Genomic DNA, 13,476 nt, shown 5'->3' on the forward strand with positions numbered 1-13,476 from the left:
TTGCTAACGATTATTTAGATGTTTTTGATAAAAGCTTGATAACCTGGGAATCCCTGAATAACGTAAGCAACACGAGCAGGCTGTTGTTGTGTCACTTTCTCTTTCTGGGGCTTCGCTGATGATTGTTGCTTGACAATTTCCTCAAATGACAAAGGATTTGCCTTAGGTAATTCTGATGAAGAAATCTGTAAAGCATCACTACCACTATAAGCCTGTAAAAATGAGTTAGCCATTTGACGATAGCCTTCAGCATTCGGGTGGACGTCAGCACTATTTGGTAAATAGCTTGTTCCATTCAATCCAAAGGCATCATAGACATCTACATAAACTGCTCCTGCATGCTCTGCCTGTTGCTGTAAAATCGCATTTAATTTAACTAGCTGTGCATTGGTTCCTTCTTTTTGTGACGGATGGACAGTTGGATAGGCAAAATAATAGCCCATGACATATACCTTTGCTTTTGGTGCACGTTCTACTAACTCATCTAAAATCGTTGTCATATTTTTTCTCGCCAAGTTTAAAGCGTAATCTGTCTGCAACTGTGAAAAAGCTAAAGTTCCAGCACTTGGGTTCACCTGAACAAGACGCAATAAATCATTGGCACCTGCTGACACCGTAATCAGTGTGGCGTTTGCTAATAAATGTTGCGCTTCCTCCGATTGAATTCGGTCTAACACATTCGCTGTTGTAAAGCCTGGAAAAGCAAGCTCTTTTGTATAAAACGATAATTGTCCAATCGAACTTAATTTCATGGCAATTAAATCACTATACCCTACATCAATTTCTTGATAAGGTGTTTGACCTGCAGCTAATGAATCTCCAATCGCCACGTAGCTTTCCGTTTGAGCAAAAGCAGATGGAGTCCAATATGTCATGGATAATATCGTCACACCGATTAAGCTCCATAATCGTCTCATCTGCTCTCCTCCTTTTCTTTCTGACTAAAGATTAAAAAGCCCAGCTACCCTTACGGAAAATAGGCTCTACCGTACCATCTGGTAAAATACCATCAATGTCCATTTCTCCGCTGCCAATCATAAAATCTTCATGTGTCACAGAAATATTAGCTCCTAATGCTTCAAGCTGACCATTTTCTAAGTCTCTACCACCTTCTAAGCAAGTCGGATATGCTTCACCAATAGCTAAATGGTTTGAAGCATTTTCATCGAATAATGTATTGAAATATAAAATCTCTGACGCTGAAATAGGTGATTCGTGAGGGACAAGTGCTACTTCACCTAAATAGCTTGAGCCTTCATCCACTTGAATTAGTTCTTGTAATAAATCATGACCAACTTCAGCCTCTGCCTTAATAATTTTGCCCTCTTCAAATGTTAATTTAAAGCCATCAATCATATTGCCTTGATAAACTAATGGCTTTGAATTACTGACATAACCGTTTACACCTTGCTTCATTGGAAGAGTATACACTTCTTCAGTTGGCATATTGGCAACAAAGACATTATCCTCTGGCGTTTTACTGCCACCCGTAACCCATTTATGTTGTGGTGCTAAAGCAATTGTTAAATCTGTACCCGGTGCTGTATAGTGAAGCTTTGCATACTTTTTATTATTTAGAAGCTGTGCACGCGATTCTAAATTGGCTATATGCTGACGCCAATTGTCCACTGCATTGCCTTCCCCAATATGCACTGTTTTAAAGATTGCCTCCCATAAGGCAGGTACTTGCTGCTCTTCTGTTAAATGAGGGAATACCTTTGCTGCCCATTTAGGTGAAGGGACCGCAACAATGGACCAAGCAATTAAATCCTTCATGACGGCATTACGATAATTTTTCAATGCTGCACCAGATACTTTTTGGTGGGTTGCTAATCTGTCTGCTGGAATGCCTGTCAAATTATCAGGATCTGCTGCATCAATCCATAATAGAGCCCCTTTACGTTCAATAAGCTCATCACGCATTTTTACGACCCATTCAGGGAAGCGACTAAACTCCTCGTCAGAAGCATATTCAAAATAGGCACGATCCATTTCGTCATCTGAAAAATTCACATGTACACGTCCTGCGCCAGCCTTATAAGCCTCTTTAACAACTAAACGAACAAAATCCAAAGCATCTACCGATGTATTGACTAATAGGTACTGACCTGGCTGGATGTTGACACCCACTTTTACCGCAAGCTCTGCATATGCCTGTAATTTTTCTTCAAACGTCATATTAATTCCCTCGCTTTTGTCCAATTGTTTTAGAATTACCTTCCATCAGCTTGCCATCATGCCATATTTTTTGCACAGGCTTGCCTGGTACTTCCCTTGTCCACTTTTTATACGTTTTTTCATCATGATACGATAATAACGTTAATACTTCACCATCTGCGCCCGCACGACCTGTACGACCTGAACGATGTAAATACTGCTCAATTGTTCGTGGTACATCAACATGAATAACATGTGTTAAACCAGCAATATCTAAACCACGAGCCGCAATATCTGTGGCAATTAAAATACGGGCATCTCCTTTACGGAATGCATCTAACGCTTTTTTTCGTTCTTCTTTTTTCATGTCGGAATGAAGAGTGACAATTGGTGCTGAGCGGTACTGCAGTTTTGTTTCCTTCATTAATAATTGATCGATATTATTGACAAAAGCTAGTGCTCTTAAGCCTTCTGTATGTGAGAGTCGACGTAGGAAATCTGTTTTATCACGTTCTTCTACTTTCACAAACGAATGTACTACTTTACCGACCTTTAACATATCCTCAGGTTTAATTTTAAAACGTAAAGGTTCAAACATCATACGACTTGCTACTAATTCAATTTCCTCCGTTATCGTAGCCGAAACAACAACGACTTGTCGGCCAAAAGCCGAGCCTTCGATAAAGGATTTGACGACAACACGGTATTCACGACTCAGTAATTGATCGCACTCATCTAAAATAACCGTTTCAATTTCTTTTAGTTTTAATTTCCCTGCCCGTGCTAATTCATTTAAACGACCAGGTGTGCCAACGACAATCGTTGGTTTTTTCTTTAGCTTTTCAATTTGACGAGCAGAATTGGCACCACCAATCAGTTGTTGAACTGTAATATCTGTGCCTGCCGTCCATTCACGGATAACTTCTACAATCTGCATCGCAAGCTCTTGTGAAGGAGCTACAATCAGTCCTTGTGTTTGCTTTTTTGCCCCATTCACTTTATTCAATAATGGTAAAACATACGCTAATGTTTTACCTGATCCTGTTGGCGATTCCGCTACAATATCTTTGCCTTCAAGCATAGCTGGTATCATTTCATCTTGAATTTTCATGGGTGTTTCAAAATTCCATTTTGCTTGTATTTCTTCTTTTAATAAATTAATGACTGACATGTTATTTCCCACCTTCTATCTACTTGACACTAGTTTAACACACTCCGCCGTTTCCTACTTTATATGTACGAAGCTATTGTCCAATCGTTTCAGGAAACCATTGATTCCTTCCATAAAAAATCTGCCTAACCCAACACGGAAAAAAGTAAGCTTGACCACAACTCTTTAAAGACTTGTAGCTTACCCGTGAAAAGCAAGCAGATCCTTTTCAATTTATTTAACGACTAATCGACTAGCTCATAGCCACAAGCCAAAATGGCACATTCAGCTAAAACGATTAATGAATCAATATAAATTTCATTTAATTTCAAATCCCTATTAACAATAGATAGCTCTGTACAGCCTAAGACAATGCGGTCACAATTTAATGCTAGCATCGCCTCTTCTATTGGTTGCCAATCCTCCAACGTAACATCCTTGCCAGCCTTGACATAATCATAAATGATGGTCATCACATAGGCTCTCATCTCATTATCTGGAACAACTGGTGTAATGCCATATTCCTCTAAGGCTTCCTGGTACATACGTGATGTTAATGTTCCTGTTGTTGCCAAAATTCCAACACGCTCTGCTCCTAAATCAGCAGCACGCTTCGCCGTTTCACGAATCATATTCAATACAGGAATGGGAGAGCCCTCATCAATTTCATGATAGAACGTATGGGCTGTATTGCATGGGATTGCAATCATATTTGCCCCTACAGAAGCTAACTTTTTAGCATCCTCAATGATGACTGGAACTGGATTATCCTTTTTATTATCTAAAATAAAAGCCGTACGGTCAGGAATATTTGTATCATTATCAATGATCGTATGCAAATGCTCCTGATCCTTTTGTGCCTTCGTACGTCTTACAATCATTTCTCCAATAAACATTGTTGCAAGTGGCCCTACGCCACCGATAATACCTAAAGTTTGTTTTTTCATATATTTGACAGACCTTTGTTATTAAAATATTTCTTATATTTGCGATAAAAGCTTAAATTATCAAGCGTAACGTTCAACCAACGTTTCGCATTCATATCCTTATAACTAAAAATAGAATCTGTAGCCATCCCTTGGCGAATCAAACTTTTCGCTTCAATGACTAACTGTTCATTTTGTACGTATTTGAAAAGTACACCATTTGGTACAATGGTCCAAAGATGCTTGTTTTGCACGTATGTTAGCGACTGTTTACTACCTCGAACATAATCATCCGCCACATACTGCATGAAGTTATAGCCACTAGCTGTCACATAATAATTGGAAAGTTCATTATGTAATTCAATACTCAACAATTTATATTGACCATCACGATCGTCATATTTCATATCAAATGTAGCATAACCTTGGAATTGTATGGCTTCAAGGAACGTCTTTACATTGTCCATTAATTCCTGATGATAGGTTGTCATGATGGCTACATAACGACCAATCCCTTCTGGAGAATGCTCTTCTAAAATGGGATTACCCACCGCAAGAAGTTTTGCCTTGCCATCCTGCCCTATATAGGCATTAACAACAAGCATATTCGCATCTTCCCCTGGAATATATTGTTGAATCATAAGATCATCTCGATAGGCCGATTCCTTATAAATAGCATGGAATATACTGTCCTTTTCATCCTTATCATACGCAATATATACTTTTTTCTTACCAGGAAAAATACATGTAGCATATTTTGTCATATTCATGGGCTTTATGACAATTGGATACTCAAATGGCATGTCGTAGTCCTCGTAATCATTCACCGTGCAGACATGCATGGCAGGAAATTGAAAACCATATTGTGCACAAAGCTCATACATCTTTTCACGAGTTAATAACTGCTGAGCAAGTGTGGCATCTACATAAGGAATAATGAAATCCTCTGCTAATTCCGCTTTATGTTCTATTATTTTTTTGACATAAAATTCATCACAGGCTAGTAGCAGTAATTTTTTATCAACGAATTCCTGCGCAATAGCCTGAAGTGCCGTAACAAATCTTTCGTCTATATGAAGTCTCGGTACCTCACGAAAAGTCAGTAAATCACTTTGATGAATTTTTTCCATATTCGTATGGTTTAATGCAAGTGGCTTCACACCATAGGCTTCGTAAAATGCTCTGGCCATGCCATAAGCATTCATCTCATCCCCAAGTAAAACCGGTAAAAAAGCGTGCTCAATGGCCATTCTACTCAACTCACTTCTGCTTTTTTATTAGTGTAACATACTAAAGATTTATGGCTAATTTATTTATGAATAGCTACGGCTTGCTGATCTAATTCCCGATAACTTTTGAAAAATTGATCGACATTGTATGTAACATAACCTTTTAATGGATCCATTACTACTACTTTATCCCCTAAATGCCCTGTCAAGACAACTGCATGTAAGTTCATATAGGCTTCATGTGATGTTGTCTCACCTTCAAAAATCCAGCCTCTATTTGCATTTCGTTTAGGTGACGATAAATCAAGCGTCACCCATGTTACAACAGGAACTCCCTCGCGAACAAGCTGTAAAATCTCGTCCTGTGAGGCATTACTCATATTTGACACGCGTAAATCAGCTTGCTTATCTGCAATGACTGCCTCTGCCGCCTTAACAATAGGTTCAGCAAAAACATACATACCATGAGCTTTATCACGCGGATTCCCTGCAAAAGCCTCATGTGGATTTGGCCCAAAACGTTGGTTGTTTACAGTACGTATATTTTGCTTTGGTAAATAGTTATCAGCCATTTCAAGCTTTGAAACATTCATTCCAAAATAATTTAAGACAGCTGTGAGTGATGTTATTTCACAGCCATGTGGAAGCTCTGGCTTTTGCATGACAACAGGTACATCTAATTCCTGCTCGTCTCTAGAGAAGTGTGTTTGCAATCGATAGTATGGCTTCGTTGTATCATACGTAAAATTCTCGATTGTTGTATATCCATCGTTTGTTGTACTATTTTCCAGTGTTGTTGCTGCAATGGTATATTCTCGCCCTGCCTTGAGCTTCGCGAATACGGCTTCTCCCTCTTCTGAACCAATCGCTTCCTCTACTACATCACCTGTTTGTACATCTGTTACTGTGACATAGAGATTGGGGATAGGTGCCCCGCTATTAAATTCTACCGTTAAAACAGTTAATGGATTTTTTTGTTCTGCTTCTTGCTGTGAAAATGGCTGACAGCTCGAAAGTAACATAATAATCAAAATGCCTATAAGTAAAAGGCGTTTATACCCCGTCCACAAGACAAATTCCGCTCCTATTCTAATTGGAAGAGTAATCCCTTCGCCATTCTATTTATTCAATTTGTCGTAGACTCTATTATACGATACTTTTATAATCGTTCCTATTTTATCTTATTTCAGGACATAATTTTTTGTATGGAAAGCGAAGCGGCAGGTACACAGAAACTTGCGAGTAAGCTTGAAAAAACTGGCTAACAATTATGCCTATGCATCGTGGATAGTACTTAAATCGTCGTCACTTTAGGTCGTAATGTATGCTTTAACACCTTACCTGAAGCATTGCGCGGCAGTTCTACTAAAAATGCAATTTCATACGGTACTTTATATTTGGCAAGTCTTGTTTGGCAGTAAGATAATATTGCCTTTTCATCGAGTGACTGCCCTTCCTTTAATACAATAAATGCTTTTGGCACCTCTCCATATACTTCATGTGGTAATCCTATCACTGCTGCCTCTAAAATTTCTGGCATTTGATATAGCACTTCTTCCACTTCAATTGGGTAAATATTTTCCCCTCCACGGATGATCATATCTTTTTTCCGATCTACAATATATAAATAACCTTCCTCATCAAAGCGTCCTAAATCTCCTGAATAGAGCCAGCCATCTCTTATCGTTCTAGCTGTTTCCTCTGGATTGCGCAAATAACCTTTCATTACTTGTGGCCCTTTAACACAAATTTCGCCAACCTCGCCAGCTGGTACTGACTTTCCTTCACTATCAACCACGCATACCTCCGTCTGAGCTAATGGCTTCCCAACAGAGCCAATTTTCGTTAATGCATCCCTATCTAATAAAGAGGTAGCTGCAGGTGAATTTTCGGTTTGACCATAGAGATTTTGAACCTTTACATTTGAAAATGCCTCTTTCACTTGCTTTACGAGCTCATAAGGCATTGGAGCAGCCCCGTAACATAATAAACGTAAATGATGAAAGCTATGTTCCTTAAATCCAGGCGTATTTAAAATGATGGTATACATGGATGGAACACCAAAGAAAATAGTCGCTTCAGTTGCGGCAATTTGCGCTAACGTTTTTGTTGGTGAAAATGCTTCTTCGATAACAACTGTTCCTCCTTGATAGAACATTGGCATAGCAAAGACGTGCAGGCCAGCACAATGGAATAAAGGTGTACAAATAAACATCTTGTCCTTGCTAGACATTTTCATTGAAGAAGACCAAATATCGGCAGTAGCCACGATATTTTGATGTGTTAGCATGACGCCCTTTGGTTTACCTGTTGTCCCAGAAGTATACATGACCACTGCTGTATCATGGGCCTCTAATTGTACAAGCTTTCTTTCACATCCCTCATTTTCAAAAATGTTTCTCATTTCTTTAAATCCAATCGTATGTTGGAATGTATAGGCAACATCCTCCAATGCTTCTGCTAGCCTTTCATCATAAATGAGACCCTTTGCTTGTGAATGATTAAAAATAAAATCAACCTCAGGTGCTGCTAATTTAGTGTTAATAGGCATCACAATAAAACCTGCTAGTTGGACACCTAAATAAGCGATTAAAAACAAATCTGAATTGAGCGTATATAATGCAATCACATCATCTTTTTCAAAATCCTGTTCTTGTAGGTATGCTGCAAATCTTTCTACACGTTGATAAAAATCGCGATAGCTCAACTTTTTTCCATCATACAAGGTTGCAATTGCATTCGGTTGTTGCACAGCATAGTTTTCAAGAATATCTGTCATGTACATCGTCATTATAAACCCTCCAAAAATTCATTTTTTAATGCTGGATAGTGTCTGAAACTACTAAAAATTCAGAAAATTATGATTATATTTTAACAAGCAATGCGTTTCATGGCAATTTTTCTACACATTCAAAATATGAAGTAGAAGTAACGAAATATTCTTAGACGTTTTACTTTTCTATCAATTTCTATTGGGTGTATGATATTTGTACGATTATTTTTAGGAAAGGCCGGATTGACATGCTTTATGCACTTTTAGGAGATTTACATTCTAATATAGAAGATACTAAAGCTGTTCTAGCTCATATTCAACAAACAGCAGAGGAAGCAAAAATCATTGGTTTAGGTGATTTATATGAATGCACCGTCAGTAAGAAAAAAGCGCAAACCTTATCTGGCTTACCTTTACAAAAGGCAGCCATAGTAGAAAGCGAATTTGAAGAATTACTAACCTTCCCCTCTATAAGAGGTAATCAAGAGGAACGCATTACGCAGGTCACTGGCATCGAACGTTTTCAGGCTTTACCTGAGACGATAGAGATAGATGGTGCGACACTAATACACGGACATCAATTTAAATGGAGTGTAAGCTGGCAGCCAACATTCCTTCCTTTTCATAAGCCACTGTTTTTCTTTGGTCATAGTCATGAATCAGGCCTTTATCATCAGCAAAAGAAACTACCCATTCGTATTCGCTATGGCCAACCAATTGCCTTACAAAATAAACAGTATGGTGTCAATGTTGGTTCTGTTGTCGACCACCGTGAATGGTGTCTTTATGATAGCACACAGCGCACCGTAACATTTATGTGTGTCCCATCTATTGATTCGTCAATAGAAATATAAAAAAAGAGCAAGCTAATCCCAGCATTAGCTTGCTCTCAAATTTTTAGTGAATATATTGTTTTTTCCCGTTCAATAAAATTTCCTTTAAGGCCTTTAGTTTTTCAATTACAATATATGATTCTTCTGTAATTTCCTTCAGATATTTTTCAGCCTCCCTTTTATTGCCTATATTATATTCTCGTACCGCCTTTTTAGCTATATCATGGACATGAATAAATGGTTGTTCTAACTCTACATAGACACGCTCTTCACCTAGTAGCTTTTTCCCTGTACCATAATACCATTCACCAAGGCGCGACTCCTGTGGTGAGCCAACATCCTGCTCTGTCATTGTTTCAAAGCCAAGCAGTAGATTATAGATTTTCCAGCGCCATAATAAATGGTCTGTAATAGCTAATTCAATAATATCCTCCTGACTAATAATAAAATTTTTAGAAATTGTTGTTGATCGGTATCCGTCAATCATTTTACTTAACTTGTAGATAGCCGAGCCCATATCAAAAACGATGATCTTACTTTTTTGCATACTCTCCGTGATAGTATGGTTACGTTCAGAAATAGTTGTAGCAGATTGTGCTTGTACCTTTGTCGTTGTGGCAATTTCCTCAAAGCGAGCTCCTTGCTGCTGTAAACTTTTATTTATCTCTGCAAGCGTCTGTGAAATATGTAAGGTATCCGTGACGCCTTGATGTAAATCCTGTGAAAATTGAGTTGTTAGTGAACTAATATTATGCGTAATATGTAGTAGCTCCTGTATATCTGTATGTATAGATTTGACAGATGTACTTGTATCATCAGCAAGCTTTCGAACTTCCTCCGCAACAACTGCAAAGCCTTTACCCGCTTCTCCAGCACGAGCCGCCTCAATAGAAGCATTTAAAGCCAATAAATTTGTTTGATCTGCAATTCGCTTAATTAATTCCATCAGCTTCGCTACACTATTGACACGTTCCACTAAACGCTTTATATCCTCCTGCATGGATTTATGACCTTCATCGGTTGTTTGTAAAATGGATGATACTTGTTGTAACGATTCTAAATCCTGATTTAATTTTTTAAAGGCATGCTTTGTTTGGGCTGAAATATCACCAACAGATGCGGCGATTTCTTCAATACTCTCATCTAGCTCGTGCATCAATCGATCTGCTGCAACAATCTCCTGTTGCTGAATATCTTGAAATTCAATCAATTCCTTAATCGTATCTAACTGGGTATTATAAGTAATAATTTCACCTAAACCATTTACAACAGAGCCAGCCTGAATTTCAATATAGGTTTCTAAAATAATCTGTTGGTCGATCGTTACTAGACTATCATAAGACAATAGGACATCCAGCATTTTTTCTTGATCGCGTGATAGCTCTTTGACAATCAGCGGTATGATTAATTGGTTAATGAGCGTATAGGCAGAAATCATCCAGTTCGGCAGTACACCGATTCGGGCATGTACATAAGCGATTTTACGTCGTTTAAATACATAATCTAAATCTAATTCATCATCAAATAGGCTTATAAAATGTGAATCAAAAAGCCCTTTTAAACGCTCTACTGATGAATGCGTATTGATAACTTGGTTAAATTCTGGAATTTCCAATAAACGATCATAAAAATTGTCGAGTATTTGTTGGCGATTATTTTCATAGATTTTGCGTAAAAATCCAACAGATTCTCTTCTAATTCTAGATAAAGCAAGAAAATCTAGCTTTTCTTTAAAGCGTTCATTAGCCTCAATATCTGAATTTTTCGCAGCTGAGAAATAATCATAATTTTGATTTATTTTCTTCCTTTTGAACATTGTTACCACTCCTTTTGTAATAAAGTAAATAAAAATTACCAATATTTTAAAACGAATTATAGATCTTTCTTCATTACCTTCAACTAATAAAACATATATATTTTACCAACAACACTAATACAAAAATAGATTTTCAAAAAATTCTTTACACCGTCTTATTCTTTTGTCCACTTTATTGACAATTTCTCATTTTCCCTGTTAAACACTATTTTTACACAGAAAAAACGCTAAAATCATGTCTGACTTTAGCGTTTCACATAAAGTGTTAGCATTCGCAATCACAATTTTGTAAGCTATCCAGTAACTTTTCCATAACTTCTAGTTGCTCACAAAGTGTTTGAATCATACAACGTAAAATAGGGATTAATTCTTGGCAAATACAGAATCTCAGCACATTTTGTGCCAGACGGATACCACCCTGATGATGGACAATCATTTCTCGTAGATAATTGATATTAATGCTATTCGATACTGGTGGTGCACACATTGCATTGAACATAGCTTCTGTAATTTCTTTATAAGCACACATATACTCGTATAATTCATACTCTGAATTTTGCACGACACAACATCGATTTTGTATCGCTTCAAGACTCTCAACCATTTCTGTGTGAGTTCGAATAATTTCTAATGCAAGATTTTGTACAGGGATATTCGTTGTATAGCGTAAAACGTTTTCGGACATTTGAATTGCTGCAACTTGATGAGGGATAATTTGCTTAATAAAATTTTCAGAAATACTACAAGTAATCGTTACATAGGTCATGCCCTGCATCATTTTTTTGAGGATTCGCTGATATTCCTCTAAATATGCCTTTGTTACATTACTGAGTTCAATTGGTTTAGCCATAAGACACACTCCTTTCAGAGTAATGTATGCCCGCTAGGTTGTTGTGCGATAGACAATTGTACCAATGACTCCATATTTACAGCCTCATTCATCGTAATCATTATCCTTGTTCTTTCTTATATGTATCTAAGCATGTTGGACAAATACATGTCCTTTGCTCCGTTTGCACTGCATCTAATAGCTTTTCTGGAAAGCGCACCGTCATACACCAGCACTCTTTTTCACCTTTTGCTACCCCACAATGATTTTCTCCCCCACATAATGGACAGCTCTCTTCTCCAGTTGACATGTTCCTGCACCTCCTTTACCTACCATTGTAAAATAAAAAAAGGAAGAGCATTTAATACTTACTCCTCCCACTACGCTTATTGTTGGTGCTTGTGTATATCTTGCTTTACTTCTTCTATATCTGTGTCACTATAAATGGCCGTCCCCTGCCCTCCACTTTTAGCTAACAATGCCTTTACCTCATTATAGGATAATCCTGCATCTGCATTTTTTTGCTTTACTTCATTAATATTCGTGCCCACAGATGTAAAATGGGCTTCTTTTTCATGATTCATTGCGTTTTTACCTCCTACAATTCATCTGGCTGCATTTCAATTAATTCATCGCCTTCTCTTTTTACTCGTTTATTGAGCTCCTCTACTGGAATGGCGTCGACAGTCTGCATATCTTCATGCAAATCGAAAAGACTAATTGTATCTGATTCAACCATGTCAGGTTTGTCCTTGCTATTTAAATTCATAAACATTTTCTTTTCATGTGGTACTTTACTCATGTCCATTTCTGTCACACTCCTTTCTCTATAATGTGTGTAAAGCTGGACAGATTATGTGTCACTCCCTTTTGCACCTTTATCCATTCGATGATATTCAGCTATTTGAATCACTCGTACATGCTTTGTGTGCAATTCATGGTAGATGCCCCTACTATCCGTAAAGGAGATATTTTGATCGCGTTCACTTTTCACTAATTTCTCTGCTTCTTGTTGTGATTCAATATCAAATCATTTGAAGCATATAGTAAAATCATAAACCTTTGCAGAGGAGGGAATAATGATTGATTCATTCAGTTAAAGCTGGAGAAACACTGACTCAAATTGCTCAGGATTATCGTACTCCGTTGGCATCCATTATTGCTGCTAACCCAGGAATCCAGCCTGATCATCTTTTTATTGGTCAACAAATTGTCATCCCGGGCTTGCCAAATCCCGATACAATTCCTTACCGTATCGAAATATCTACCAATAATCGCTGGCTACGTTTATATAGAAATAATATCCTTCAAAAACAATACCCTATCGCAGTCGGACGCATGCTTCATGAAACACCAGTAGGCAGTTTTATTATCATCAATAAAGCTCCAAACCCTGGTGGTCCTTTTGGAACGATGTGGATGAGTCTCTCTAAAGAACATTATGGAATTCATGGCACAAATGATCCTAGCTCTATTGGGCATGCTGTTTCACATGGTTGTATTCGAATGCAAAATCAAGATGTTGAAGAGCTTGCCAGCATCGTCCCTATTGGTACAGAAGTAGTGATTCATCCCTAACGAAAGAGACTATCTATAGTTGTAAACCAAAATAGATAGCCTCTTGTTATGTTTAATCCTGTTCGCTTGTCTGGGCAAATTGCATATCACCTTTTTTTGAGGGATAAAGTGCATCATGAATAAATTGAGCATGATTTCTAACCAATCCCTATGTATATGCCACAAAATTAGACAATGATTTACCC

Annotated in this window: 15 protein-coding genes; 2 read left to right on the forward strand and 13 right to left on the reverse strand. The window is 37.7% G+C overall.

Annotated features, from left to right (window positions below):
• Positions 1-14: 14 nt before the first annotated feature.
• The 7 genes from MHI22_RS12805 to MHI22_RS12835 form a co-directional block, all read right to left on the reverse strand.
• The gene (locus MHI22_RS12805) at positions 15-917 is read right to left on the reverse strand and encodes an SGNH/GDSL hydrolase family protein (RefSeq protein WP_340812151.1); all 903 of its coding nucleotides are present in this window, start codon (positions 915-917) and stop codon (positions 15-17) included.
• A 31-nt stretch (positions 918-948) separates the two neighbouring features.
• On the reverse strand, positions 949-2,178 hold the full coding sequence (locus MHI22_RS12810; RefSeq protein WP_330493928.1) for an aminopeptidase: 1,230 nt from the start codon (positions 2,176-2,178) through the stop codon (positions 949-951).
• A 1-nt stretch (position 2,179) separates the two neighbouring features.
• Positions 2,180-3,328: a DEAD/DEAH box helicase gene (locus MHI22_RS12815; RefSeq protein WP_036123358.1), complete on the reverse strand. Its 1,149-nt coding sequence runs from the start codon at positions 3,326-3,328 to the stop codon at positions 2,180-2,182.
• A gap of 224 nt (positions 3,329-3,552) precedes the next feature.
• Positions 3,553-4,254 (reverse strand): aspartate/glutamate racemase family protein, encoded by a 702-nt coding sequence (locus MHI22_RS12820; RefSeq protein ID WP_036123362.1) that lies wholly within the window; start codon positions 4,252-4,254, stop codon positions 3,553-3,555.
• On the reverse strand, positions 4,251-5,483 hold the full coding sequence (locus MHI22_RS12825; RefSeq protein WP_058843706.1) for a carboxylate--amine ligase: 1,233 nt from the start codon (positions 5,481-5,483) through the stop codon (positions 4,251-4,253). The genes MHI22_RS12820 and MHI22_RS12825 overlap by 4 nt, the downstream gene beginning before the upstream one ends.
• A gap of 59 nt (positions 5,484-5,542) precedes the next feature.
• A complete protein-coding gene (locus MHI22_RS12830; RefSeq protein ID WP_036123368.1) occupies positions 5,543-6,532 on the reverse strand; it encodes a C39 family peptidase in 990 nt (329 codons plus the stop codon).
• A gap of 224 nt (positions 6,533-6,756) precedes the next feature.
• Entirely contained in the window at positions 6,757-8,253 is a 1,497-nt protein-coding gene (locus tag MHI22_RS12835) for a class I adenylate-forming enzyme family protein (RefSeq protein WP_082673698.1), read from the reverse strand.
• 230 nt (positions 8,254-8,483) lie between these two features.
• Between MHI22_RS12835 and MHI22_RS12840 the strand changes: the two genes are divergently transcribed.
• Positions 8,484-9,089, forward strand: a complete 606-nt coding sequence (locus MHI22_RS12840; protein ID WP_058843707.1) for a metallophosphoesterase family protein — start codon at positions 8,484-8,486, stop codon at positions 9,087-9,089.
• A gap of 43 nt (positions 9,090-9,132) precedes the next feature.
• On the opposite strand, the gene MHI22_RS12845 is transcribed toward MHI22_RS12840, so the two are convergent.
• From MHI22_RS12845 to MHI22_RS12870, 6 genes are all read right to left on the reverse strand, one after another.
• Positions 9,133-10,884: a methyl-accepting chemotaxis protein gene (locus MHI22_RS12845; protein WP_340812154.1), complete on the reverse strand. Its 1,752-nt coding sequence runs from the start codon at positions 10,882-10,884 to the stop codon at positions 9,133-9,135.
• Positions 10,885-11,149: 265 nt separating this feature from the next.
• Positions 11,150-11,734, reverse strand: a complete 585-nt coding sequence (locus MHI22_RS12850; RefSeq protein WP_036123376.1) for a DUF305 domain-containing protein — start codon at positions 11,732-11,734, stop codon at positions 11,150-11,152.
• 100 nt (positions 11,735-11,834) lie between these two features.
• Positions 11,835-12,023: a cysteine-rich CWC family protein gene (locus MHI22_RS12855; RefSeq protein WP_340812156.1), complete on the reverse strand. Its 189-nt coding sequence runs from the start codon at positions 12,021-12,023 to the stop codon at positions 11,835-11,837.
• A 76-nt stretch (positions 12,024-12,099) separates the two neighbouring features.
• Positions 12,100-12,297, reverse strand: coding sequence for a hypothetical protein (locus MHI22_RS12860; protein WP_058843710.1), 198 nt, complete (start codon positions 12,295-12,297; stop codon positions 12,100-12,102).
• 14 nt (positions 12,298-12,311) lie between these two features.
• Positions 12,312-12,521 (reverse strand): hypothetical protein, encoded by a 210-nt coding sequence (locus tag MHI22_RS12865; RefSeq protein WP_058843711.1) that lies wholly within the window; start codon positions 12,519-12,521, stop codon positions 12,312-12,314.
• 45 nt (positions 12,522-12,566) lie between these two features.
• Entirely contained in the window at positions 12,567-12,707 is a 141-nt protein-coding gene (locus MHI22_RS12870; protein WP_170829902.1) for a hypothetical protein, read from the reverse strand.
• 89 nt (positions 12,708-12,796) lie between these two features.
• Here MHI22_RS12870 and MHI22_RS12875 point away from each other — a divergent pair, with 89 nt between their 5' ends.
• Entirely contained in the window at positions 12,797-13,291 is a 495-nt protein-coding gene (locus MHI22_RS12875; protein ID WP_036123389.1) for a L,D-transpeptidase family protein, read from the forward strand.
• Positions 13,292-13,476: the final 185 nt, after the last annotated feature.

The sequence above is a fragment of the Lysinibacillus sp. FSL L8-0312 genome (assembly GCF_038003285.1).
Taxonomy (GTDB): domain Bacteria; phylum Bacillota; class Bacilli; order Bacillales_A; family Planococcaceae; genus Lysinibacillus; species Lysinibacillus fusiformis_D.